Origin of the sequence: Flavihumibacter solisilvae, assembly GCF_000814475.1 — a bacterium.
Lineage (GTDB): Bacteria > Bacteroidota > Bacteroidia > Chitinophagales > Chitinophagaceae > Flavihumibacter > Flavihumibacter solisilvae.
On the sequence record NZ_JSVC01000016.1, the window covers coordinates 43,341 to 67,610 of the forward strand.

20 protein-coding genes are annotated in these 24,270 nt (G+C 46.4%); 10 read left to right on the plus strand and 10 right to left on the minus strand.

Annotated elements, in window-relative coordinates; translation table 11 throughout:
• Positions 1 to 64: 64 nt before the first annotated feature.
• A complete protein-coding gene (locus OI18_RS14670) occupies positions 65 to 1,081 on the plus strand; it encodes an SRPBCC family protein (RefSeq protein ID WP_039141087.1) in 1,017 nt (338 codons plus the stop codon).
• A gap of 15 nt (positions 1,082 to 1,096) precedes the next feature.
• On the opposite strand, the gene OI18_RS14675 is transcribed toward OI18_RS14670, so the two are convergent.
• On the minus strand, positions 1,097 to 1,852 hold the full coding sequence (locus OI18_RS14675; RefSeq protein WP_039141088.1) for a Rossmann-like and DUF2520 domain-containing protein: 756 nt from the start codon (positions 1,850 to 1,852) through the stop codon (positions 1,097 to 1,099).
• A 17-nt stretch (positions 1,853 to 1,869) separates the two neighbouring features.
• Here OI18_RS14675 and OI18_RS14680 point away from each other — a divergent pair, with 17 nt between their 5' ends.
• A complete protein-coding gene (locus OI18_RS14680) occupies positions 1,870 to 2,712 on the plus strand; it encodes an alpha/beta fold hydrolase (RefSeq protein ID WP_039141090.1) in 843 nt (280 codons plus the stop codon).
• 10 nt (positions 2,713 to 2,722) lie between these two features.
• Here the strand turns inward: OI18_RS14680 and OI18_RS14685 are convergent, their stop codons facing one another.
• Both OI18_RS14685 and OI18_RS14690 read right to left on the minus strand, forming a co-directional pair.
• Positions 2,723 to 3,382 carry a protein-L-isoaspartate(D-aspartate) O-methyltransferase gene (locus OI18_RS14685; RefSeq protein ID WP_039141091.1) on the minus strand — a complete coding sequence of 220 codons (660 nt, stop codon included), beginning with the start codon at positions 3,380 to 3,382 and terminating at the stop codon, positions 2,723 to 2,725.
• A gap of 32 nt (positions 3,383 to 3,414) precedes the next feature.
• Complete coding sequence (locus OI18_RS14690; protein WP_039141093.1) at positions 3,415 to 5,142, minus strand: phospho-sugar mutase; 1,728 nt, start codon at positions 5,140 to 5,142, stop codon at positions 3,415 to 3,417.
• A gap of 98 nt (positions 5,143 to 5,240) precedes the next feature.
• Between OI18_RS14690 and OI18_RS14695 the strand changes: the two genes are divergently transcribed.
• Positions 5,241 to 6,167 (plus strand): DUF2279 domain-containing protein, encoded by a 927-nt coding sequence (locus OI18_RS14695; RefSeq protein WP_152616836.1) that lies wholly within the window; start codon positions 5,241 to 5,243, stop codon positions 6,165 to 6,167.
• Positions 6,168 to 6,174: 7 nt separating this feature from the next.
• On the opposite strand, the gene OI18_RS14700 is transcribed toward OI18_RS14695, so the two are convergent.
• The gene (locus OI18_RS14700; protein ID WP_052273260.1) at positions 6,175 to 6,678 is read right to left on the minus strand and encodes a phosphoribosyltransferase family protein; all 504 of its coding nucleotides are present in this window, start codon (positions 6,676 to 6,678) and stop codon (positions 6,175 to 6,177) included.
• A gap of 83 nt (positions 6,679 to 6,761) precedes the next feature.
• On the opposite strand from OI18_RS14700, the gene OI18_RS14705 reads away from it, so the two are divergent.
• Positions 6,762 to 8,075 (plus strand): 4Fe-4S dicluster domain-containing protein, encoded by a 1,314-nt coding sequence (locus OI18_RS14705; protein ID WP_039141097.1) that lies wholly within the window; start codon positions 6,762 to 6,764, stop codon positions 8,073 to 8,075.
• On the opposite strand, the gene OI18_RS14710 is transcribed toward OI18_RS14705, so the two are convergent.
• Positions 8,072 to 9,313, minus strand: coding sequence for a glycoside hydrolase family 5 protein (locus tag OI18_RS14710; RefSeq protein WP_039141098.1), 1,242 nt, complete (start codon positions 9,311 to 9,313; stop codon positions 8,072 to 8,074). The genes OI18_RS14705 and OI18_RS14710 overlap by 4 nt on opposite strands.
• Before the next feature lie 134 nt (positions 9,314 to 9,447).
• Here OI18_RS14710 and OI18_RS14715 point away from each other — a divergent pair, with 134 nt between their 5' ends.
• The gene (locus OI18_RS14715; RefSeq protein WP_039141100.1) at positions 9,448 to 12,351 is read left to right on the plus strand and encodes a triple tyrosine motif-containing protein; all 2,904 of its coding nucleotides are present in this window, start codon (positions 9,448 to 9,450) and stop codon (positions 12,349 to 12,351) included.
• A gap of 10 nt (positions 12,352 to 12,361) precedes the next feature.
• Positions 12,362 to 12,952, plus strand: a complete 591-nt coding sequence (locus tag OI18_RS14720; RefSeq protein WP_240312779.1) for an SGNH/GDSL hydrolase family protein — start codon at positions 12,362 to 12,364, stop codon at positions 12,950 to 12,952.
• Here OI18_RS14720 and OI18_RS14725 read toward each other — a convergent pair.
• The 3 genes from OI18_RS14725 to OI18_RS23865 form a co-directional block, all read right to left on the minus strand.
• Entirely contained in the window at positions 12,949 to 13,374 is a 426-nt protein-coding gene (locus OI18_RS14725; RefSeq protein WP_039141101.1) for a response regulator, read from the minus strand. The two genes, OI18_RS14720 and OI18_RS14725, sit on opposite strands and share 4 nt — an antisense overlap.
• Positions 13,375 to 13,522: 148 nt before the next feature.
• On the minus strand, positions 13,523 to 14,107 hold the full coding sequence (locus OI18_RS23860) for a Fic family protein (protein WP_052273262.1): 585 nt from the start codon (positions 14,105 to 14,107) through the stop codon (positions 13,523 to 13,525).
• A 166-nt stretch (positions 14,108 to 14,273) separates the two neighbouring features.
• A complete protein-coding gene (locus tag OI18_RS23865) occupies positions 14,274 to 16,379 on the minus strand; it encodes a tetratricopeptide repeat-containing sensor histidine kinase (RefSeq protein ID WP_160290243.1) in 2,106 nt (701 codons plus the stop codon).
• A gap of 165 nt (positions 16,380 to 16,544) precedes the next feature.
• On the opposite strand from OI18_RS23865, the gene OI18_RS14740 reads away from it, so the two are divergent.
• The 3 genes from OI18_RS14740 to OI18_RS14750 all read left to right on the plus strand — a co-directional run bounded on the left by OI18_RS14740 (position 16,545) and on the right by OI18_RS14750 (position 19,732).
• Complete coding sequence (locus OI18_RS14740) at positions 16,545 to 17,567, plus strand: LLM class flavin-dependent oxidoreductase (RefSeq protein WP_039141103.1); 1,023 nt, start codon at positions 16,545 to 16,547, stop codon at positions 17,565 to 17,567.
• A gap of 30 nt (positions 17,568 to 17,597) precedes the next feature.
• Positions 17,598 to 18,434, plus strand: a complete 837-nt coding sequence (locus OI18_RS14745) for a LytR/AlgR family response regulator transcription factor (RefSeq protein WP_039141106.1) — start codon at positions 17,598 to 17,600, stop codon at positions 18,432 to 18,434.
• Between the two features lie 131 nt (positions 18,435 to 18,565).
• Positions 18,566 to 19,732, plus strand: a complete 1,167-nt coding sequence (locus tag OI18_RS14750; RefSeq protein WP_039141109.1) for a DUF418 domain-containing protein — start codon at positions 18,566 to 18,568, stop codon at positions 19,730 to 19,732.
• A 106-nt stretch (positions 19,733 to 19,838) separates the two neighbouring features.
• Here the strand turns inward: OI18_RS14750 and OI18_RS14755 are convergent, their stop codons facing one another.
• Entirely contained in the window at positions 19,839 to 22,739 is a 2,901-nt protein-coding gene (locus tag OI18_RS14755) for a DEAD/DEAH box helicase (protein WP_039141111.1), read from the minus strand.
• A 284-nt stretch (positions 22,740 to 23,023) separates the two neighbouring features.
• Here OI18_RS14755 and OI18_RS14760 point away from each other — a divergent pair, with 284 nt between their 5' ends.
• A complete protein-coding gene (locus OI18_RS14760; RefSeq protein WP_082037988.1) occupies positions 23,024 to 23,896 on the plus strand; it encodes a pirin family protein in 873 nt (290 codons plus the stop codon).
• Between the two features lie 30 nt (positions 23,897 to 23,926).
• Here OI18_RS14760 and OI18_RS14765 read toward each other — a convergent pair whose 3' ends face one another.
• Complete coding sequence (locus OI18_RS14765) at positions 23,927 to 24,268, minus strand: ArsR/SmtB family transcription factor (protein WP_039141114.1); 342 nt, start codon at positions 24,266 to 24,268, stop codon at positions 23,927 to 23,929.
• Positions 24,269 to 24,270 lie beyond the last annotated feature (2 nt).

Sequence of the window (24,270 nt, forward strand, 5' to 3'; positions counted from 1 at the left end):
TTCCTTTTGGGTTGCAAAAATAGGCCAAAGCGGCAGTTTTAAGGGATTTTATTATTTTCAATACATGAAAAAAGCCTTGCGGATCATCCTCTGGATCGGTGGTATCATCCTGGCACTTGCCATAATAGGTGCCTTCCTGCCCGGAAATGCGTTCGTATCCCGCTCCATAACGATCAATGCACCCGCAAGCACGGTTTATGGTGTTCTGAACGATCTGAAAACATATAATTCCTGGATGCCATGGAACCAGAAAGACCCTTACATGCAGGTTCAGTATGCACCAGTAACGGAAGGAAAAGGCGCCTGGTACAAATGGAAAAGCAACCACCGTGAAGTTGGGGAAGGACAACTGACCATCACTGAATCCATACCGGGCAAGACTGTCACTACCAGCCTGCTTTTTGAAGGATTTGATGAACCATCTGTAGGCGGCTGGGAGCTTTCACCGAAGAACGGTGTAACGGAAGTAACCTGGAGAATGGATGCCAACATGGGACATAACCCCTTGAACAGGTGGTTTGGTTTGTTCTTCGACCGGATGCTTGGTCCGGATTTCGAAAATGGCCTGAAGCAGTTGAAGGAAAAGATAGAGAACGGGACACTGAAACCGGCGGAACCAAAATTATCACTCGAAGAGATCACGGCACCGGCTATGCAGGTCCTTACCATTATGGATACGGCGAGAACTATGGCGGATGTTGGCCCGACACTGCAGCAGGCCTATGGTGAGATCGGCGAGCTGGTTAAAAACCAGCAGCTTGATTTAACCGGCATGCCATTATCGTGGTACTACACCGGTAAAGAACCCTATGTGCTGGAAGCCGCCATTGCCGTTAACAGGTTACCCAAAACAACTTCAGGCAGGATCCGTTTCCGCAATGTTCCGCCAACCAGGTCAGTGGTAGTACACTATTATGGCCCATATGAAAAATCCTACCTGGCCCATGACCATATCCGTGAGTGGCTGAAATCCAGTGGCAACAAAGCCAAAGGCGCGCCTTATGATGTATATGTGGATGACCCCACTACAAAAAAATCAATGTACGAAGTAAGAACGGACATAATACAACCGATCGAATGAACTGCGAGTGTGCACTTACTGGCGACGCTTTATTTCGTTCGTTAGCGCAACATATAATTCCTTCAATTCTTTTTCCTCCATCAGTTCAAGGTGCCGTGAAATGGTGACTGTGTCATTGCGGATGGCAGGCCCTGTCTGCCATAACCAGGGATCACTGTTGTGGACCCGCGCAGCAGTTTCGGCAATCAGGGGCTGAAGTAGTCCGAAGTCCAGTTCCTTTTCCCTGCAGATCCCGAATGCGATCGAATACATCAGGTTGGGAAAATTATTCACCCACACTGCAGCCAGGTGCATGTGCAATCTTTGTTCATCAGTGCATTGCTGCCAGGATGAACCAAGTGAAGTGGAAAGCGAAATCAGGATATCAAGCCCTTCCGGGTTTACTGCATTTAACAGGAATGGAATCTTTTTTGTGGAAGGAAGCTGTCCCCGGATGCTCTGCAACGGGTAAAGCACACCGTTAAGTTCAGTCACCTTCGCCAATGCACTGGCAGGTGCAGCACCTGCTGTATGAACGACCCATTTCCCGGGAAGTCTCAGTGATTCATTCAATTGCCCGAGTGCAGTATCCGTAACCGCAACGATATACAGGTCTGCATCCTTTGTAATGGCATTGACATCTGTTATGGAAACTGTTTCCAGCCCGGAAGCCAGCTCGCGGGCATGTTCAGCCGTTCTTCCATAAACTTCCATGATCTCGTGTCCGGCCCCCTTCAACTCCGCTCCCAGCACCCGGGCTATATTTCCGGTTCCGATCAATACGATTTTCATGCATTAAATTTGATGCCATGAAATTAGCACAAAAGCTGGCCATCAATTATCTGCGGGCAAAATTGAATTTCACTTCGGTGTTTTCGAACCGCAAAGCTGCTGAACAGGCATTTGAGATCTTCTGCACTCCATTCAGGAAATCAAAAAAGAAGGTCCCGCCGGTCTTCGATAAGGCAGACCGCAATTATGTGCAGGTGGAAGGAAACAGGGTCGCCGTGTACAGGTGGAATAAAGGTGGAACCAGGAAGGTGATGATCCTCCATGGTTTCGAATCATCTTCGTGGAACTTTGACCGTTATATCGTTCCGCTGATGAAGAAGGGCTACGAAGTGATCGCCGCGGATGCCCCGGCGCATGGCGCTTCTGAGGGCAGCCAGATCAACCTTCCGTTGTATGTGAAAACCATAGCTGCTGTTTATAAGGAGTTCGGTCCAATCGAAAGCTTTATGGCGCATTCATTCGGTGGACTCGCCATTACCCATTTCATGGAAGCTGTGACGCATGACAATAATGTCAGGATTGCATTGATCGCACCGGCCACAGAAACAGTTACTGCGATTGATTCACTTTTTAAAATGCTGCAGCTTGACGGAAAAGTGCGGGAAGAATTCGAAAAGATCATAGTGGAACGCGGCGGCGTCAGCGCATCTCATTACTCGATTGCAAGGGCACTTAAACACTTACATGCTTCGATCCTGTGGATCCACGACGAAGACGACGACGTAACCCCGCTTGACGATGTAAAACCTATCATCAAAAAATCACTACCCAACATAGAATTCATGATCACCAAAGAACTTGGTCATCGTAAGATCTACAGGGAAAACAAAGTAGTGAAGAGGGTGATTGAATTTCTATAAATCATACATTTCACATTCCTTCTCTGCCTCCGAGCATGGGGACGAAGGAAAAATTGGCGAAGACTTCTTCGAGGCAGCTGCCATCGGCACGTTTGGTAAGCCTGATCATCCGTTGCACAGCCCCTTCACCTAAGGGAATCACCATCTTGGCACCGGCCTTCATCTGGCCTATGAGCTTTTCGGGAATGTATGGTGCGGCTGCTGTAATGATCACTTTATCGAATGGCGCGAAAGTGGGTAGTCCTTCAAACCCGTCGCCATAGAAGTATTTGATGTTCGGGTATTTTCGCAGGTGCACAAATTGCTTGTTATGATCGAACAAAGCCTTCTGTCGTTCGATCGTAAAGACCTGCGCACCCATTTCAGCGAGCACGCATGCCTGGTAGGCGCTGCCGGTTCCGATCTCCAGTACCTTGTCGAACGGCTTCACCTCGAGCAGCTGGCTCTGGTAGGCCACCGTATATGGCTGTGAAATGGTCTGACCCACTGCGATTGGGAATGCCTTGTCTTCGTAAGCCTTCTCGTCAAAGGCGGAATCAAGGAAATAATGGCGCGGTATATTATTAATGGCTTCGAGAACCCGTTCATCCGTTATTCCCTTGCTCCGCAAATGATCAACCAGTTTCTTTCTTAACCCCTTGTGCCTGTATGTGTCCTCGAACTTTCTCATAATCGGCCGCAATATAGGGAAAAGATGATGCCCTATAATTTCATGTCGGCAATAATTCCTTTGATCCGCGCCTCAAGCTCAGCCTGTGCCGTTTCAAATGATGCGGCATCCGCCAGGCTGCTGAACACACTGAAATAAAACTTGATTTTCGGTTCGGTGCCGCTGGGTCGCGCCGAGATCTTGCTGCCATCCTGCAGGATGAATTGCAGCACATTGCTTTTGGGAAGTTGAATTTTCCATTCCCCGCCGGTCTGCAGGTTTCTTCCCTGCTGGGTTTCATAATCCAGCAATTGAACAACCGCAGAGCCATTGATCGATGCAGGAGGTGCGGACCTGTATCCTTCCATCATTGCTGCGATCTGCTGCTGGCCATCCATTCCTTTTTTGGTAATGGAAATCAGGTGTTCTTTATAAAAACCATTTTCCACATAAAGATCAAGCAGCTTCTGGAACAGGCTGCGTCCTTTATCCTTTTCATAGGCGGCCATTTCACAAAGTATGGCAACTGCGCCTATCGCATCTTTATCGCGGATCTGTGATCCTATCATCAGGCCGTAGCTCTCTTCACCACCGATCACATAATGCTCTTTTTCTTCCTTTTCCTTGATCAGTTCTGCGATCCATTTAAAACCCGTAAGTACATTATAACAATTGATGTCATTCCGGCGGGCGATCTCATCGATCATCTCGGTAGTAACAATAGTCTTTACCACCATATCATTCGGCTGTGCAATGCCTTTTGCCTTGCGCGCTTCAATCATATAGTTGAATGCGAGCACCGCAGTCTGGTTGCCATTCATCAACACCCAGTTACCTTTATTGTCCTTCACGCCAATGCCTACCCTGTCGCTGTCCGGATCCGTACCAAGCAGGATATCGGCATCCAGTTCCTTTGCCAGCTTCAGGCCCAGGGCCATTGCATCCGCTTCTTCCGGGTTGGGGTAATTCACGGTAGGGAAATTGCCATCAGGAACACTTTGTTCTTCCACGATATGAACGTTGGTAAAGCCGTAACGCTTCAGGACCTCAGGAACCAGGGTAATACCTGTACCGTGTATCGGGGTATATACTATTTTAAGGTCATGCTGGCGTTTGATCACGTCGGGATAAACACTTAATCCCTGCAACATCTTAAGGAAAGCTTCATCCATTTCCTTGCCGATGATCGTAATGTTCTGATCTCCGCCTGACCATTTCACTTCATCAACGGATGAGATCTTTTCTACTTCCAGGATCACATTTACATCGTGCGGTGGTACGAGCTGACCGCCATCACTCCAGTATGCTTTATAACCGTTATATTCTTTGGGATTATGTGAAGCAGTACAAACCACTCCGCCATGACACTGGAGGTGGCGGATGGTAAAGCTCAGTTCAGGTGTCGGCCGGAGTGCTTCAAAAAGGAATACTTTGATCCCGTTTGCGGCAAAAACATTTGCCGTGGTTTCTGCAAAGAAACGGCTGTTGTTCCGGCTATCGTGCGCAATCGCTATTTTGATCTCCGTGCCGGCGGGGTATGATTTCTTCAGGTAATTGGCGAAGCCCTGCGTAGCCATTCCCACCGTATACTTGTTCATCCGGTTGCTGCCCACACCCATGATTCCACGCAGACCGCCGGTACCAAATTCCAGGCTGCGGTAGAACGATTCTGCCAGTTCGCCGGGGTTCGACGCGGCCAGTTCACGGATCGTTGCTATTGTTTCGGCATCGTAATTGCCTTCCAGCCACTGGTTCACTTTTTCTTGAATTGCTGCATCCATAATTTCAGGTTTATATCGGCGTTGAAGTTATACATTTTCAGTTTGCGAATTTGATTGTTTGTGCAAAACGTATTTTTGTCATTCTCAAACCATTATTGTTGAACATAGCCCGTTACCTTACAGTCTTATTTCTTTGCATCGTCCTTTCATGCCGTGTGGATGCGCAGGACTCCATTCCGCGTCCGAACAAAAAAAAGGTCTGGCTGGTGGCAGGTGGACATGCAGCGGTCTGGACCGTCTCATACATCGCCCTCGATAAAGCCTGGTATTCCGATTACGACAAGCAATCCTTTCACACCTTCAACGACGGAAAGGAATGGAACCAGATGGATAAGGCGGGACATGTGTGGACCACTTACCAGCTTTCCCGGGCTTCTGCAGCGACCTGGAAATGGGCCGGGCTCAATCCCAAGACTTCAGTCTGGCTCGGCGGCGGCAGCGCTGTGGCCTTCCAGAGTATTATTGAGATCCAGGATGGCTTCTCAGAGAAGTGGGGCTTTAGCTGGTGGGATATGGCAGCCAATCTAACGGGTGCAGGTGCATTTATCGCGCAGGAACTCGGCTGGAAAGAACAGCGGATCCAAATAAAAATGGGCTATTGGCCCTATAACTACCCCAGCGACCTGGTCGCCAGGAGGAACGAACTATTTGGAGAAGGAAGTATGGAAAGGATCCTGAAGGACTATAACAGCCAGGCATACTGGCTAAGTGCCAACCTACGCAGCTTCTTCCCCCAAAGTAAGATCCCGCGCTGGCTCAATGTTTCCCTGGGTTACAGCAGTGACCTTATGCTCGGTGGTATGGAAAACAAATGGACGGAAGCCGATGGCACCGAAGTAGACCGTACCGACATTCCACGGACCAGGCGGTTCTACCTGTCGGCCGATGTCGACCTCACCCGGATCCCTACCCGCAGTAAATTCCTGCGTACCGTCTTCTTTGCTCTTAACGCCATCAAGATCCCCGCACCTGCTTTAGAATATAACTCGGATGGAAAATTCCGCCTGCACGCTATTCACCAGTAAGGCGACTTCACTCCATGTACGCCCCCGATAAATCATCTCCTTCCACTTCCACATAAATATGGTCCTGTAATGTGGTTGCTATACTTACGCCCACATAATCCGCTTTAACCGGGAATGCCTTATGTGTGCGTTCAATCAATGTGAGGATCTGGATCTTTTTCGGGTAGCCGTCCAGGAAAGGACGCAATGCGTATAACAGCGTCTTACCGCTATTGGTAACATCATCAACCATCACAACTGTGCGGCCGCTGAAATCAGAATGACCATTCAGCTCAACCGGACCCGGGTTGCGTTTATCCAGTCCGACTTCGATGATCTGGGAATCAATTCCTGCAATGGATTTCACCAGTTTCGCAAGTGCGCGCGCCATTACGACGCCATTATCTTTAATGCCCGCCAGGATGATCGGTTCTTTCTCACCAACGAGTTGTTCCGCCATTTCATATGCCATTCTTTCGAGCTTCATAGCAGCAGTCTGCCTGTCCAGTATATACTTTCTTTCCGTATTCATACAGCGAATTGAAGCCGAAAAATTACAACAAAACATTGAGCCAATCTGAAAACGCTTAATTTAGTCGCACAATCTCACGCTCTATGCAATATGTGCAACAAGCCGCTTTTGTATTGTTAACTGTAGCTGCGATCTGGTTTTTCAGGAAAAAGATCCTGGAGATCCGGAGAAATATCCTTTTCGGAAAAGATGCATTATACAATGACAACCCGGGAATGAGGTGGAACAACATGTTGCTGCTTGCATTCGGACAGAAAAAGATGTTTGCGAACCCGCTGGTTGCGGTGATGCACTTCGTGATCTATGCAGGCTTTATCATTATTAATATAGAAGTCCTTGAAATTATCCTGGATGGGATCTTTGGCACTCACCGAATTTTTGCAGGCATGCCAGGTTCATTTTACACGTTCCTGATCAATGCATTTGAATGGCTGGCATTGGGTGTGCTGATCGTATGCGTCGTTTTCCTTGCGCGGAGAAATATCATTAAGCTGCGCCGTTTTATGATGCGTGAACTCGACGGCTGGCCAAGGAGTGATGCGAATTATATCCTGATCACCGAGATCATCCTGATGTTGCTTTTCCTTACATTGAACGCAGCAGACACCACGTTGCAGGAAAGGGGCGTGACCCATTATACCAATCACCTGACCGGAGATTTCGCCATTTCGCAATCGATCAAACCGCTGATCGCAGGAATGTCTGACAACGCATTGATTGCCCTCGAAAGAACCTGCTGGTGGCTGCACATCACCGGGATTTTCATCTTCCTCAACTACCTGCCATACTCGAAGCACCTGCATATCCTGCTCGCGTTTCCGAATGCATATTATACAAGACTTGATCCGCCGGGAAAAATGAAAAACATGCCGGCGATCCAGAACGAAGTGCTTTATGCCATGCAGCCCGAGCTTGCACCGACAGAGGCCGGTGAAACGCCTTCCTTTGGCGCCAAAGATGTGCAGGACCTTACCTGGCGCAACCTGCTTGACGCCTATAGTTGTACAGAATGCGGTCGATGCACTGCAGCTTGTCCTGCAAACCTCACGGGAAAGAAACTTTCGCCCCGCAAGATCATGATGGATACGCGCGACCGGATCGAAGAAGTTGGCCGGGTTATCAATACCAATGGCAAATTCGAGCCAGATGGCAAGACCCTCCTTCACAATTATATCAGTGTGGAAGAACTTCGCGCATGTACAGCCTGCAATGCCTGTGTAGATGCCTGTCCTGTCAGCATCAACCCGCTCGAGATCATCCTCGAACTTCGCCGTTCGCTCGTAATGGAAGAAAGCAATTCACCACAGGAGTGGAACGCCATGTTCAGCAATGTGGAGAACAACTTCGCTCCCTGGAAATTCAGCCCCGATGAACGCGATAACTGGCGCGAAAACTAGATTGGCTTTGCCGTGAGTCCGAGGGCTTCGATATATCCCTTATTAGGACGGCAATTTTCATAGCGGCACAATCTTAATACCTCATTTAATATTTGCAGGATCTTCTGGCGATCTGCCGGAGCCGCTTTTCTTACCTGTTCGAAACTACTGCGTGGTTTTTCGGTGTACTCAATGATTTGTTCAAAGCCTTCGGGCTGTGGATAGTCGACGATACCCCTCGTGTTCTTCATTTTTTTATACGGCCAGAAATGCCAGCCGATCCGGTGCTTTTCCATCAATCGCCTGAACGCGCCAACCCATTCGTCGGTATTTTCTCCCGTCTCCCCAACATAGATAGGTACATTATGCCTGTCGCGAAAATCCAGGTATTGCTGGATCACATCCTGGGTGGTATCGGTCCAGTATTTATGGAAAGTGTACACCAGTTTGTCGTCGAATGGTTTTCCAAAGGGGCCAAAATTCGAATCCCATTGAGCGCCGCCGAGGAAGACCAGGTGATTTTTATCTACCGACCTCACCGCCTTCGTAATCTCTTCGTAAAACGGTTCCAGCAACGGGTTGAAATGGCTGCTGTCGAAATAATGGGCGATGGGTTCGTTCAGCAGGTCGTAACCCATGATCACTGGTTCATTACTATAACGCGCTGCAATGCGTTTCCAGATCCCGATCGTCAGTTCCCGGCTCTCCCTGCTGTCAAACAGGAATGGATAACCGTAGCTGTCATCAATGTTGTCGCCGGTTTGTCCACCAGGCGCGCAATGCATGTCAAGTAACAGGTACAGTTGCTCGCGCCGGCACCATTCAATCAGTGAATCCAGTAACCTGAACCCGCGTTCGGGGTCATTTCCGCCGAGGTAATGTTCGTTTGTAAATAATTTATAATGAAAAGGGATGCGGATCGAATTCATCCCGGTTGATTTGAGATAGCGGATATCGTCATACCGGATATATTCCTTAAGGAATCCCTGCCAAAACCTGCGTGCTTCATCGGGCCCAACCAGTTCAGATATGGCCTCGTCGATATTGCGGGGTGAGTTGGTGGATTTAAACCCGAACATATATCCTTCCGGGACCAGCCAGTTACCCAGGTTGGTGCCGCGCATTATGAACGGGCGGCCGTCGGGGTAAACGACTTCCTTTCCTTTCACCCCGACAAACTTATTCTTTTGGGCCAGGCCGGGCAGAGAAAAAAGTGCCAGGCAGAGTACGGCGAACGCCAGTCGGCTGAGTCCTTTCATAGTTACATTTTAGTGGAAAACAAATCTAAACATCCGGCCGGAACGATCACTACGTCATTACTACAACAAAACAAGCATAGAATTTTTTTCCCTACATCAATCGTTATTATCACATTTCACAGTATTTTGTTGTGATGATTCGCTTGCTTGTATTCCTGGTTATATCCGGTTGCCTGGGCTCTGTTCCTGTATGCGCGCAAAATGCTATCAGCCTGCCTGATATCACCAACTATAGCCGTCAGCAATACCTGGCGGGAAGCCAGAACTGGCATATGACCCAGCATGAGGATGGTACCATGTTCTTTGCCAACAACGAAGGCCTGCTGAGTTTTGATGGCGTAAACTGGCATACCATCGCCCTCCCGAACCGATCGAAGCTTCGTTCTGTGGCGAGCGATGAACACGGCAGGATCTATGCAGGCGGAGAAGATGAGTTCGGGTACTTCGACGCCGATGCTTCGGGCCAGCTGCTGTATCATTCGTTTGTACCAAAGTTGCCCAAAGCCGAACGTAACCTCTCCGATATCTGGAACATTGCGATCATCGGCGATAAAGTATTTTTTCGCTCGGCAGCTAAAATAATAGTGCTGACAGGGAACCGGTTCAATATCTACCATCCCCGCTCCCACTGGCGGTTCATGGGTCAAAGTAACCAGGTCGCCTATGCCCAGGATCTTGAACAGGGATTGCTGCGGTTTGTCAATGGGAACTGGGAAACCTTCCTGGCGCCGGGGGACCTTCCGATGGACTGCCTGATAACAGACATGGTCACCCTGAATGCTGATTCCACTTTAATCACCACATTTAACCATGGCTGCTTCCTGCTTCGGGGAAGCCGCGTAACGGCATGGAATAGTCCGGGACTCGACTTAGCAGCCGCAGGCAACATTTATAAGGCAGTAGAGATCCGCAATAACCGGATTGCACTCGCAACCAGCATGGGCGGACTGTTCGTTATCGACAACAAAGGAGAACTGTTGCAACAGTTTGGCCTGAAGGAAGGCTTGCAAAACACGAATATCCGGAGTGTATTCCTGGACGACAGGAACAATCTCTGGCTCGGCCTTGATGATGGCATTGATTGCATTACGATCAACAACGCCATCCGGCATATCAGTCCCGACCGCAACAATCCCGGCTCAGGTTATGCGGCGATCCGCTTTCACAACAACCTGTACCTGGGTACATCAACGGGCTTATTCAGTATCCCGGTCGACAGCTATTCCGACCTGAGCCTTGTAAAAGGAGATTTCAAAAAGGTTAAAGCTTCTTCCGGGCAGGTATGGGGACTGGCCAATATCAATAATCGCCTGTTCATGGCACATCATGAAGGCGGCTTCCTCGTGGAGAATGAAAAGGCTGTTCCCCTGTTCACGGAGAGAACAGAGGGATTCTGGAATTTCTGGCCCATGCAGTCAGTATTTCCCAGTTCCACAATTGCCGGCGGAAACTATGCCGGTATCTTTCGGCTCACATTTACCAGGAACCGGGTCGAGCCTGCAGGACGACTAACCGGCTTTACGGAAAGTTCCCGTTTCATTGTGGTGGAACAACCGGGAACATTGTTTACATCGCACCCGCTGAAGGGAGTTTTCAGACTTGCCAGCAATGACAACAATGAAACCGTTATAAAAAAATTCGGCAGGGAAGACGGGGTGAATAGTGAACTGAACAATGCCATCTTCCGGGTCAAGGGCCGCATAACACTTGCTACCGAAGATGGCCTTCTTGAATATGATAGTGCCACAGGGAAATTCCTTCCCAGCACGCTGCTGCAACCCTATTTTAAATGTAAGCAGATCAGCTACCTGCGTGAAGATGAAGAAGGGAATATCTGGTTCACGCAAGGAAAGGAAGTGGGTGTGCTTGATATGCAGGGTGAGCAGCCTGCAGTCATTTATTTCCCTGAGCTTCGAAACAAATTCGTCAGGGGATTTGAACATATCTACCCTGTGGACCGGAACAATATCCTGATCGGCGGCGACAAAGGATTTTACCTGATCGATTACCAGGCATACAAAGCGGGCCGGCATCCGCTTAGGGTAAGGATAAGCTCGGTAACCTGCAGCAACGGCGCACAAGACAGTATCTTTTTTGGTGGATTTGCGCTCAGTGACAGCATGCAGGGGCGGACAATCGCTTACGATTTCAATTCACTCCGGATCAACTATGCCGGCCTGTTATATGGACAGCCGAATAATGTGGAATATAGTTTCATGCTGGAAGGATATGACCAGGGATGGTCACCGTGGACCAATAATCATACAAAGGAATTTACCAACCTGCGTGAGGGAACGTACACCTTTCATGTGAAAGCAAGAAATAACCTCGGCAGGGAATCGGCGGTGAGCTGTCTTTCATTTACCATCAGTCCACCCTGGTACCGTCACTGGATAGCGAGAACAATTTATGTGCTTATTACCGGCCTGCTGTTTTACTTCATCTATCGTCGACTGGTAAACAAGTTTATCGAACAGCAGCAGAAATATGAGCAGGAACAAAAACAGATGTTGTACCTGCACCAGCTGGAACTCGATAAAAATGAGAAAGAGATCATTAAATTACGCAATGAGAAGCTGGAGGTTGACATCAAGCTCAAAAACAGCGAGCTGGCATCAACTGCCATGCACCTGGTACAGAAGTCAGAGATGCTGAACAGCATTAAATCAGAGTTAACGAAGTTGTTGAAAAAGCTGGACGTTGACAAGGAGCAGGAAGAAACGAAAAAGATTTTCAGGTTGCTGACAGATGAAGCGAAAGTGGACAAGGACTGGGACCAGTTCTCCGGTCACTTCGACAATGTGCACAGTGATTTCCTGAAACTGGTTAAGGAAAAGCATCCGCAATTATCTGCTACGGACCTGAAGTTATGTGCCTACCTGCGGATGAACCTTACCACAAAGGAAATTGCGCAACTCATGAACATCTCTGTACGTGGCGTGGAGATTGCACGGTACCGCCTGAGAAAGAAACTGGAGCTTGCCACGGAAGTCAACCTTGTCTCCTATTTTGTCGACTTTGCCCCGTCTATAAATTAAAAAATCAATCATGCAGGTGAACAGTTACCTGGCCCTTGGCGATTCCTATACCATTGGCGAACAGGTGCCTATATACGAAAGCTTTCCTTACCAGCTGGTACAGCGTCTCCGGAACGCAGGTTATCCCTTTTCTGCGCCAGAGATTATCGCAAAAACCGGTTGGACTACAGGTGAGCTGATCAGGGGGATAGGGCAAACACAGCTGTTGCCTGAATACGATCTTGTTACCCTGCTTGCAGGAGTGAACAACCAGTACCGGGGATATACAACCGAAGCTTATGAAATTGAATTTCGTGCGTTGATGGCCACAGCAATCAATTGTGCGGGCAACCGGCCGGAAAGGGTGGTTGTCGTTTCTATCCCCGACTGGGGGGTTACACCATTTGCAGCGGGCAAGAACCGGAAACTGATCGCCCTGGAGATCGATACATTTAACGGGATCAACCGCAACATAGCAGCCATGGCGAATGCCAGGTATGTTGACATAACTGCGGGAACCAGGGAGGCAGCAGAAAATCCATTACTTCTTGCGGCAGACGGGTTACATCCATCAGGAGCCGATTATGCGCGATGGGCAGATAGAATTGCGGCAGTACTTTAAGACCGGGACTGAAGGTTCATCAGGTCGATCATCAGGTTAAAGGAATCCATGCTTTGGTGCCTGTTAAGCTTCAGGGGTTTAGGCAGGTAGCCGGATACACCGAGATTCGCAGCCGTCTGACGGTCCACGGTATCCGAGGGAGACGCGATCAGGTAGCATTTCAGGTGCCTGAATGCATCTTCGTTCCGGAGCCTGGAAATGAATTCAAGTCCGCCCGCCTCCTGCAGGTTGTTTTCCACCAGTATAATGTCGGGCAAATTTGCCGCGGTCTTGGTTTTTTCGCGAAGCAGGTCAAATGCATCGTTCCCGCTCCTGACTGTTTCAAGGTGACAGATCAATTTCATCTTTTCAAGTGACTGCCTGAAATCAGGCATATCTGGCTCGTCCTCTCCTACAATCAATATAGTCGCAACATTTACCATGGGGGCAAACCTACAATTGCACTCGTAGAATCGACATTAAAATAGGCTTAATATACGATGAGCGCTTATGCCCGGCTATGAGCCAATTATTCGTTGCTGAGCCAATTATTTACCTTCCTGAGCCAATTTTTCGGGGTCGGTGAGCCAATTATTCCCCGACTTCCCCTGGTAGTGGGATCAGTGAATACTTTGCACCCGCTCCCCTTCCAGTGGCCTGGATGATGCCCTTGCCTACCATTTCCTTCAGGTCGCGGGTAGCAGTAGGTTTCGACACTTTGTTTATTTCCTGGTACAAGGCATTAGTCATGAGTTCATCATTCAGCATGTAACTGACTGCTTCCAGTTGTCGTTCTGAGACAGTAAACGTATCGAGGTAGTTTTGAAGGATCTTTGCGATTTTCTTCAGTTTAACTTTCGGGGAATTCTCCTTCATATATTGCCTGATCGCGGCGTTATATGCAGACTGGGTACGGGTTTTCTTGTTTTTACTGAGGCGAAGCAGGAGTTCCTTCCTGCGTACCGGATCTGCGATAAGCGCCTTTGCATAAGCCACCGCTTCACGGAAAAGACGGTTACGGGCTTTTTGTGTTACGGAAAGAACAACCCCGCTCCGGTCAGCATATTTGGTGAGCATTGAATTCCCGCTCCTGGTAACTTTCAGAACGAACTGGTCCCCGAATTTGCCGCTATAGTAGCGGGTAAGTGCATTCCTATTATTCTTATCGATGGCCATAGGATATTTTTTCCTAATATACAAATTATTTTTTTTCGATTGTCTGCCGTCTGTTTGCCGTTTTTTTTCCGTTTCCGCTAAAGTCAGGAACTGGCTTGGGAAGTGCCAGTAGTGGGACAGGGCAGTAAAAAGGGTAAAATGGCGGAGGGGGTTAATGAAAACCTAATCAAAAATAGGAAACAGGTATTTCTATAATTACTTCCGTTCCTGCTGCGCTCCCGTCCGAATGCACCAGGTCATTGATTGTAACAGGTGAAACTCCTGCATCGATTTGTTGAACCAACATAATTCTGTCGGCTGTTATCTTTAGCCCAACTGATTTATGTCTTGTGGACGATTTATTGGCCAATTCATCGGCTTGTTTTCTACCGATGCCATCATCAGTGATTTTGATCAGGAGATGTTCAGATTCCTGCGCTACTGAAATTTCCAGTTGTCCTTTATCCTGTTTGTGCATCAGGCCGTGCCAGATTGCATTCTCCACATACGGCTGAATGATTAGCGGTGGCACTTTCAGTACGTCAATATCCAGGTCGTCCTGCACGGAAATTTTATAATCAAAATGCTGTTCACAACGCTGGGCCTCCAGGTCGAGATATAATTCCAGCGCTTCCAGTTCATTTTCCAAAGTGATTAATGGGGCCTGGGAATTCTGTAGTATCATCCTAACCAGTTTTGAAAACTTGATTAGGTATTCCGACGCCTGGGATTTATTATTCTGAAGAATAAAGCGGTTGATCGAATTGAGCGAATTGAAGATAAAGTGCGGATTCATTTGTGCACGAAGCGCCTGCATTTCAAGTTCGGAAGCCTGGTGCTGCAATTCAACTTTTGTTTTTTCGCTTTCCAGCTTCTGCAGCTGCAATTCATTTTCTGCGATCTCTCTCAGGCTTGCCTCGTTCTTTCGTTTGAGCATTACGTTTCGCAACAAAATAATACCGAGAATCAGAACGCCGGCAATTCCGATTATAAGGAAACTTCTTTGTTGTGCAGTTTGTTTTAATTGCTGCTTCTGCAACTTTCTTTCCTCGTTCAACAGGTCTATCCGCGCCTGGTCTTTTTCCTTTTCAGCTTTGATCTTATAGAAGGCCAGCTTTTGGGCGGACAGGTCTTTGTCAATTGTTTCCTTCAATACGGTATACTTTTGAAGGTGACTCAACGCACTATACTTTTTCCCGGTTTGAGAAAATAGTTGATACAGCAAAAAGTGTCCGTCACGGCTATGTTGCCTGGCACCGGTCAATTCACTTGTTTGTAAGAGCTCGCGGGCATATAACAGGGCCATCTGGGTGTTGCCTGTTTCTCTATGGATTTTACCCAGGCTTAATAAGGCAGGCTGCAGTACAGATAAATCATTGATAGCTTTTGAATGGGTGTACGCGTTGTTCAAATAATACAGGGCGGAATCATATTCTTTCAAGGCCAGGTATAGAGTTCCCCATTGTAAGTAAAAAGGCGGTTGCTGAGGGTATTGAATTGCCTTTTTAAAATAATACCGGGCGGAATCATATTTTTCCTGGAGCAGGAAGATCTCTCCCTTGCGCCTGGTGTAATAAATCATTTCGAAACCAATTTTCTGTGCTGCCGCTGCACCAATCTCAGCCTGTCGGTAATAGTCCAGCGCTGTTTCATAATCCCCCATAACCATATAAAGCGAAGCCCATACATCGAGGTAAGAATTTTCCCCGTATTTATTTGCGATCTCAAGCCATTTCACTGCATACTCAAGTGATTTACTGTATTGCCCCATGTTCCTTTCATCATCACCCATATAATTATACATTTTGGCAAGACTCAGTTCATCCCCCATTTCAGAGTACAGCCGGCCCGCAGCAGCAAAAGCAGGTAAGGAAGAAGAAAATTTACATTGAGAACTTTGTGCACATGCCAATGAAAACCAGGCTTCTGCCAATTGTCTTTTTTCGCCTGTTGTTTCCAGCAGGGCAACCGCATTGCGGCAATGGTTTTCCATTGTAATGAGATTGCCACCGGCCAATGCGTCTGCCCAGGCCATGTTAAGCCAGGCTGCTGCGATCCCGATTTTATAATTTATTTTTTCAGCTTCATTCAGTGCCCTGTGCGCAAACTTAATTGCACTGTCGGTAGCATGATAGAAATAATCGGTGCTTATTGCATTAAGGCAGTCTATTCTTGCGGAACCTTTTAAGCCCGCCAAAACTTTTTTCAGGCTGTCAATATTTTCTCCGCTGGCAAAGCCGGTAAATCCAAGTAAAAAATGGAAAGCGAGTATTATACCTTTCAATCTTTTCATTTTCACAAAAAACATTAATCAGTAATGACCAGTGCCAGTCCTTGTGAATGCTAAAAGAAGTACTATAAAGGTAGCAGTTTCGTGTACTCATTTATCCGGCAGAAGGCACATCATGTTTTGAACATTTTTTTAAATTCGTCAGCATGTGCGGTAACTTTAATACATATGAAAAAGATTGGATTTTTATCATTTGGTCATTGGGGTAGCCATCCTGCATACAAGGCCAGGTCAGCAGCTGACACGTTGCTCCAGTCTATTGACCTGGCAGTAGCCGCTGAAGAGATGGGTTTGGATGGTGCGTATGTGAGGGTACACCACTTCGCAGCCCAGCTTGCATCGCCGTTTCCGTTGCTTGCAGCAATTGGAGCCAGGACCAGCAAAATCGAAATTGGAACGGGTGTCATTGATATGCGTTATGAAAATCCACTGTATATGGTTGAAGATGCCGGCGCGGCTGATTTGATTTCCGGCGGACGCTTACAGCTGGGAATTAGCAGGGGGTCACCGGAACAGGTCATTGATGGTTGGCGCTATTTCGGTTATGTACCCACCGATGGTGAGGATGGTACAGCAATGGGACGTCGTAAATCCCTGGAGTTCCTGGATAAGCTGAAGGGTGTTGGCTTTGCGAAGCCTAACCCTAATCCGATGTTTCCAAATCCACCGGGATTATTGCGCCTGGAACCGTATTCTCAAGGATTACGCGAACGGATCTGGTGGGGAGCCGCATCTAATGCCACGGCCGTATGGGCTGCTGAAAATGGGATGAATCTTCAAAGTTCCACCCTGAAAGAAGATGAAAGCGGGAAACCTTTTCATGTACAGCAGGCCGAGCAGATCAGGTTCTATAAAGAAGCCTGGAAAAAAGCAGGACACCAACGTGAACCACGGGTTTCTGTCAGCCGGTCTATTTTTGCATTGGTAAACGATATGGACCGATATTATTTTGGAAATGAAGCGGAGCGAACTGACCAGATTGGCTTCATAGAAGAAGACAAACGAGCCATTTTCGGAAGAAGCTATGCCGCTGAACCGGATCAACTCATAAAGGAACTTGCAAAAGACGAAGCCATCCAGGAAGCGGATACACTTCTTTTAACCATTCCCAATACGTTGGGTGTTGATTACAATGTGCATGTACTGTCGTCTATTCTGAAGTACGTAGCGCCTGAATTGGGCTGGCGTTAGGTAAATGGTTTACTTAATTTACCTGTGATTATGAAGGAAACAACACCAGTATACAAGGATTTCTGGTTCAGGATCATCGGTTGCCTGCTGATATCCGAAATCATTGACTCGATTGGCCGGGAGGAATCTTTACTCCAGCGCCTTGGGTCTAAATATTTTTATTACGACCTGCTTGGAGGATTTGTAATTGCCCTGTTGCTCTGGGAGGTAACCAGGTTTGCCATTATCAAGCTTGATCGCAGGTTCGACTGGCTTGAAAAGCCTGTACAGCGCATTACACTTCAACTCCTGCTTGCTGTATTATTACCGGCGCTGCTCAGTTTCGTATTTACGATGATTTTCATGAAACTGGCATATCGCCAGAACATCTTTGAAACCGGCTGGCTGAACAGCGAATTCTATACTGTCATTCTGTTCATACTCTTTGTCAACGTCATTTACTTTACCTGGTGGCTGCTTCTTAAATGGACAAAGCAAGGCACAGCAGACAGGTCAGTAAAAACCCAAACACGGGAATACCCGGTGATCGAAGTTGCAAAGGCAGGCAAAAAACTCCTCCTTCCGCAGGAAGACATCGCCTGTGCCTTCCTCAGCAACGGCTATTGCTATGTAAAGCTGTTCAGCGGGGAAAGCTTCATGACAAGTTATACCCTCGAAGAACTGGCACGAATGCTCGACGAGTCGGTGTTCTTCCGCGCAAACCGGCAAACCCTTCTGAACAGGAAATCATGCCAATCATATAAGAGCATCGAGAACGGTAAGATCGAGCTGGACATCCATCCTCCCTTAAAAAACGCGGTAATTGTTAGCCAGAAAAGAGCGAGCGAATTCCGGAAATGGGTGGTGTCTCCGCTCAGTTCAACGTAAAATGTGGTATACTTCAGGTCCTGTTTTATCTACTTCGCCGACTTTGCTGTCTTTCAAGGTCTAAAAATTCTACAACACCTGAACCCGGCTTTTTCCTGCTGCCTGGGACATATAATTTCGGAAAAAAACTTATGCCCGAATTTCATCCTTCATCGAAGCCGGAACGTATTGAAGTAATCGATGCCCTTCGTGGCCTGGCCCTGCTGGGAATCCTACTGGCCAATGTTCCGTATTCCAGTGAAGCGACTGCAGTTGATGCTGCGACCAAAGCCGGGTTCCACCTGCTGATCGATAAAAAGTTCATCACTATCTTCTCCATGCTTTTCGGGTTTGGATCATTCATACAGTTTCAACGGGCCACGGAAAATGGCATCGCTTTTCGTCCCTATTTTTTTCGGCGGATGTTGCTGTTGTTCCTGATCGGTTGCGTTCATGCCTACCTGTTCTGGTTCGGGGACATCCTGCGCGATTATGCCATCTGCGGCATGGCGCTATTACTGGTATACCGCTGGCCCGCCAAAAAACAATTGATCGCGGGGGCTACCATTACGGTGATAGCCACCGGCACGATCTATATCCTGAATGGCATACTGGAACCTCAATACAGCTACGACAGGTCTTTGATCCTGGTTCATCCCACTACCCTATCCTACCTGCAGTACCTGGAGATAAACATGACCATTGACCCCTTCGTTAATTTCATCCAGGACAAACCGATCACGCTGGCATTTTGTTTTGGCAATATGCTGTTAGGCTTTTCGCTGGCCAGGCTGGGGTTCTTTCAATACACTAAGCAATTCAGAAAGGTGCGTAGAAAACTGATCCTTTTTGGGGCTACAGTTGGCTTACTATGCAGTTACCTGTATTGGTTAGTGACCACAGGCAAACTGGAACTGACACCCGCCCTTGCGTGGCTTCCCCTGGTAATTGTGGCAGGGATGGTGCTGCAAAGCCTCTTTTACATCTCGTTGTTCATCGAACTCTCCGAACGAAGCGCGTGGACAAAGCTGTTGCTCCTGTTCGCCCCGATCGGCCGGATGGCATTGACCAATTACCTGTTGCAAACTGTTTTTTACCTCCTTGTCTTTTTTCACTGGACCAACGGCTTAAAGCTTTTCGGGCATATATCGATCAGCCAGTCTTACCTGTTGGCCGTTGCCTTTTTCATCCTGCAGGCAATACTCAGCAACTTCTGGCTAAGATATCACCGCCAAGGACCAGTGGAAAAGCTCTGGAAGAAAATGGCTTATTCATTTCAAAAAAATCGCGTCCAGGCCGGCGTAGGCACGAGCGCTTAATCGTTGTTATTATTCCTGTCCCAGCCTGCAAAGTATCAATGGGAAACAGGCGCGTTATAACCACTCACAAAATGTGACGGCTTCACGCCATTTCCCGGAAGCATTTTTAATGCTGGTTAAATAAAGAAAGCCATTCACTTTTTGAAATGGAGCCAAAGAAAAAAGCTTCCGTTTTCACCAAATCAGTAGATAAAGCTCGTTTTGTCTCCTGCAGCTTCACTATCTTTTCTTCAATCGTATCGGGGCAGATCAACCGAACCGCCACGACATTCTTTACCTGACCAATGCGGTAGCAACGGTCTATCGCCTGGTTTTCTACTGCTGGGTTCCACCAGGGATCAACAAGATAAACATAATCGGCTTCTGTTAAGTTTAATCCGGTCCCCCCTGCTTTGAGGCTTATCAGAAATACACGGATGCTTTCATTATTCTGAAAACTGCTTACTACCTGCTCTCTGTTATTCGTTCTGCCTGAGAGGTATTCATACGCTATATTTCTGCTTTCAAGTTCTTTTTTTATTAAATCCAGCATGGATACAAACTGGGAAAACACCAGAATCTTATGATTCTGCGTTTTACTCTCAATCTGTTCAAGCAAAGCCTCCATTTTAGAAGATTTGTCGCCATACAACTTTTCATCTCGAAGTAAATTCGGTGAGTTACATATCTGTCGTAAACGGGTCAATCCTCTTAATACATGCATAGAACTTTTTGGAAGTTCCTCTTCGGTTAAACCTGAGATAAAATCCCGGAACTCTTTTTCATAGGCATCATACACCTTACGTTGCGCTTCCTCCATAGGGCAATAAAGGGTCACTTCAGTTTTTTCCGGCAGTTCTTTTGCCACCTCCCTTTTAGTCCTTCTTAAAATGAAAGGTGCCACTTTCCGCTGCAGCTCGGCCGCATGTTTGCTACTCTTAAATTTATCAATCGGTATTGAAAACAGGTCTTTAAAGGATTGTTTGCTGCCTAAAAGTCCCGGACATACAAAAGATAACTGAGCGTACAAATCCAGCGTATTGTTTTCTACAGGTGTGCCGGTAATGGCAATTTTATTCCTGGATTTTAAAAGTCTGACAGCATTATAGCGTTGTGAATCTATGTTTTTAATGTTTTGGGATTCGTCGAGGAAAATATAATTGAAAGTATAGTTCTTCAAATAGTTAATGTCTGAAAGCAAGGTTCCATACGATGTCAGAACAATCTCATAGTAGTCAAGTTCTTTTAGATTCTTTATCCTGTTGGAACCATAAATAGTGAGCAATTTTACAGAAGGTGCAAATTTCTGTACTTCCGTCTGCCAGTTGAAAATGAGCGAAGTGGGAACTACTACAAGATTCGTATTCTGCTTCACCTTTTTCCTTTGCCCTAAAATAAAGGCAATGATTTGCACTGTCTTTCCAAGTCCCATATCATCCGCAAGACAGCCCCCGAAGTTGTAGTCGTCCATTATGTTTAACCAGCTTAAGCCCTGCTTTTGATATTCCCTCAATGATGCATTTAATTCAGGTGGCACTTCCGATTCTTTGAAACCATCTGGTTGAACCAGCTTAGCTTGATACAAACTTATTTCATTGTTCACAGCGTCATCCAGTTCTTCAGCATTATACAGTTGCTTTATTGAAGAAAAATTGGTCTTCGGTGTTTGTAAAACGTCACCGGATATTTCTGCTGTTTTAAAATAGGACTCAAATTTTTTCAACCACTCTACCGGAAGAATGCCTTGAGTGCCATCATCCAGTTGAACAAATTTATTCTTATTGCGTACCGATAAATGCAACTGTCTCAAAGAGGCTTTCTTCTTTCCAAAATGCACATTCAGTATTGTATTAAACCAGTTTAACCCACTTGTAACCTGTATTGTTATTTTTGCCTTATGGCCATTTAATTTATTCCCTTTTAGTTGGTTGAAGCCGTGTATTGTAATACCTTCAGCCCGCCATTGTTCAAAAGCATTTAGAAACCAGTCCTCATCCAAAAAGCGTTGCTTGTGCAGGTAAAAATAGGTGAGATCATTCTGAAGCTGTTCTTCAAAGTCCGGGTGTTGTTTTAAGAGCAAAGCCGTGAAATTAATTTCAGCATCATCGTTCCTCTTAACTGTAAATAATTTACCCTCTCCATCTTGTGCATAAATCTGTCTTTTGGTAAGTACTGGTATCTCTGCCATCCCATATTTCATCACCGGGTTTATCATTACATAGGAATCGAGATCTGACAGATAGATTAACTTTTCTGCCGGTTGACTTATGCCAGCTTCTTCTAATTGCGTTCTGGTTCCCTCATTCAAGAAAGTGTAAACAACGGTAACACAATCTTCCAGTTTTTCCAGGATATTGAGTTGAAACTCTTTGAACCTGGATTCCTGTACTCTTAGCAAGCCTGAATGCTGCAGTTTAAAGAACCGGAATAATTTCAGAAGATGAAATTTACCCAGTAGATGAATCGTCTGACCCACCAGGATAAAGAAATCGTATTTCAGTTCAACTTCATTGAAAAAATAGGTTTTGCCCTGTATTGTTAACTGGGGGAATATTTCATAACCATCTTTTTTCTTGTGAACAAAGAGCGTAACATCGTTAATTATTTCCCCTATTGAAACTTCCTGAAGGGAGCCTGCCACAATATTTTCCGAGAACTCTGCATTATGAAAAAAGTACCGCAGGTTTAATGGATTAGCGGTCACGACTTTCAAAGCGTCTATGTCAAGCGGCGATTTTGAAACCGTAGGATTATTTTGAAACCGGCTGACAGCAGAATAGAACCTGAGCTCGTCAGGTTGCAGTGTCTTTAACGCAGCATCCAAAGGACTGATAGGTATAAGCGGGTTTTTTAACTTTCCTGTTTGGGTAGTTGAGGCGTTATACAATTCAATAGATAACTGCCTATGAAATTTATAATTTTTTAGAACGATTATACTTAAATCCTTATTCAGCAGTTGATTTTGAGAAAATTGAAGATTATCATTACTGGTCAGTAACTGCTCCTGTAACTCTTTGATTGAGGTCATTTAAACTTAGATTCTGATTTGCTTTTTGCCACGGCATACATCATTTTCGGCTACTCTCCTGCTCCCTTATAACTTTTACAATCAGTGTTCCAATGAATCGTGACTTTTTCATATTTGAACATTTAAAAGTAATTCATTTTATACTTCTAAAAGTACCTTGAAAATACCCCCAAATCCTAAGCAGGTTACGGAAAGAACATACTCCACGTCAATTTCTTAACCTACATTAATCCAGGTGATATTCGTTGTACCATACTTTTGACCCATCATTCAAAATTGAAGTTATGGACAGAAAGGATTTTTTGCGGAAAGGCTTATTGGGAACAGGCGTATTTGTCTCAACAGCTGCATTAGGCCATGTTCTTAAAAACAATATCGACGAACTGATGGAATTGGAAATTCTTGGTTTCAATCATCTTCCAAACACCAATTCAAAAATTATGGACAATACAGTTCTTCACAAAGCAGACACCCGGGGAGATGCCAATCACGGATGGCTGCATAGCCGCCACACGTTTAGTTTTGCAAATTATTATAATCCGGAAAGAATGCACTTTGGTGTGCTCAGGGTGTTAAATGATGATAAAGTAGCTCCGGCAATGGGCTTCGGCACCCATCCACACGACAATATGGAAATAGTTTCCATTCCACTCGAAGGCGACCTTGAACACAAAGACAGTATGGGAAATGTGTCCGTGATCCGTGAAGGTGATGTACAGGTAATGAGTGCCGGCACAGGGATCACCCATAGTGAATACAACAAAAACAAGGATAAGGACGTAAGATTTCTCCAGATCTGGGTATTTCCTAACAAAAGAAACGTTACACCCCGCTACTCCCAAATTTCTATCAGGGATGTAGAAAAGGCAAATGAATTTTACCAGGTACTTTCACCTGATGCCAATGACCAGGGCGTTTGGGCACACCAGGATGCATGGTTTCACCTTGGTAAATTCGACAAAGACATTACAACCACTTACAACCTGAAAAAAACAGGGAACGGGATGTATTTCTTTGTATTGGACGGAGAAATTGAAGTCGAAGGACAACTACTCTCAAAACGTGACGGTTTCGGAATCTGGGACGCCAACAGAGTAAATGTAAAGTCCTTAACAAACAGTCGCGTACTTTTAATGGAAGTACCAATGGCAGTGTAACAGCAATCGTCTTTTCCAATCCCCCTGTTACTATTTTTTAGATGGGTTACTATTTTTTGACTTCTTATTCATTACGCTTTCAAGTGTTTTGAGTTTGGATCTCCAGAAAGCATCAAAATAATCTATCCAGTTCCGAAGTTCGATAAAACCGTCCTGGCTTAAACTGCAGTATCGCTCCCTGCCCTGGTCGCTGATCGTAATAAAACCGGCAGATTGCAAAATGCTGATATGCTTGGAAACAGCCGGCCGACTCATTTCGAAATTTTCTGCTATGTAGTTAATGTTGTAGCTGTCTTTGGTCAGCATCTGCAAAATCTGCCGCCTGCTTGGATCTGCAATTACCTGGAAAACGTCGAGGTTCGGAGTTGCCATAC

Bases quoted from the DNA above. Each gene is read 5' to 3' on its own strand.
- OI18_RS14670 (WP_039141087.1), top strand. From the start codon at position 65: ATGAAAAAAGCCTTGCGGATCATCCTCTGGATCGGTGGTATCATCCTG.
- OI18_RS14675 (WP_039141088.1), bottom strand. From the start codon at position 1,852: ATGAAAATCGTATTGATCGGAACCGGAAATATAGCCCGGGTGCTGGGA.
- OI18_RS14680 (WP_039141090.1), top strand. From the start codon at position 1,870: ATGAAATTAGCACAAAAGCTGGCCATCAATTATCTGCGGGCAAAATTG.
- OI18_RS14685 (WP_039141091.1), bottom strand. From the start codon at position 3,382: ATGAGAAAGTTCGAGGACACATACAGGCACAAGGGGTTAAGAAAGAAA.
- OI18_RS14690 (WP_039141093.1), bottom strand. From the start codon at position 5,142: ATGGATGCAGCAATTCAAGAAAAAGTGAACCAGTGGCTGGAAGGCAAT.
- OI18_RS14700 (WP_052273260.1), bottom strand. From the start codon at position 6,678: ATGAATACGGAAAGAAAGTATATACTGGACAGGCAGACTGCTGCTATG.
- OI18_RS14705 (WP_039141097.1), top strand. From the start codon at position 6,762: ATGCAATATGTGCAACAAGCCGCTTTTGTATTGTTAACTGTAGCTGCG.
- OI18_RS14710 (WP_039141098.1), bottom strand. From the start codon at position 9,313: ATGAAAGGACTCAGCCGACTGGCGTTCGCCGTACTCTGCCTGGCACTT.
- OI18_RS14715 (WP_039141100.1), top strand. From the start codon at position 9,448: ATGATTCGCTTGCTTGTATTCCTGGTTATATCCGGTTGCCTGGGCTCT.
- OI18_RS14720 (WP_240312779.1), top strand. From the start codon at position 12,362: ATGCAGGTGAACAGTTACCTGGCCCTTGGCGATTCCTATACCATTGGC.
- OI18_RS14725 (WP_039141101.1), bottom strand. From the start codon at position 13,374: ATGGTAAATGTTGCGACTATATTGATTGTAGGAGAGGACGAGCCAGAT.
- OI18_RS23860 (WP_052273262.1), bottom strand. From the start codon at position 14,107: ATGGCCATCGATAAGAATAATAGGAATGCACTTACCCGCTACTATAGC.
- OI18_RS23865 (WP_160290243.1), bottom strand. From the start codon at position 16,379: ATGAAAAGATTGAAAGGTATAATACTCGCTTTCCATTTTTTACTTGGA.
- OI18_RS14740 (WP_039141103.1), top strand. From the start codon at position 16,545: ATGAAAAAGATTGGATTTTTATCATTTGGTCATTGGGGTAGCCATCCT.
- OI18_RS14745 (WP_039141106.1), top strand. From the start codon at position 17,598: ATGAAGGAAACAACACCAGTATACAAGGATTTCTGGTTCAGGATCATC.
- OI18_RS14750 (WP_039141109.1), top strand. From the start codon at position 18,566: ATGCCCGAATTTCATCCTTCATCGAAGCCGGAACGTATTGAAGTAATC.
- OI18_RS14755 (WP_039141111.1), bottom strand. From the start codon at position 22,739: ATGACCTCAATCAAAGAGTTACAGGAGCAGTTACTGACCAGTAATGAT.
- OI18_RS14760 (WP_082037988.1), top strand. From the start codon at position 23,024: ATGGACAGAAAGGATTTTTTGCGGAAAGGCTTATTGGGAACAGGCGTA.
- OI18_RS14765 (WP_039141114.1), bottom strand. From the start codon at position 24,268: ATGGCAACTCCGAACCTCGACGTTTTCCAGGTAATTGCAGATCCAAGC.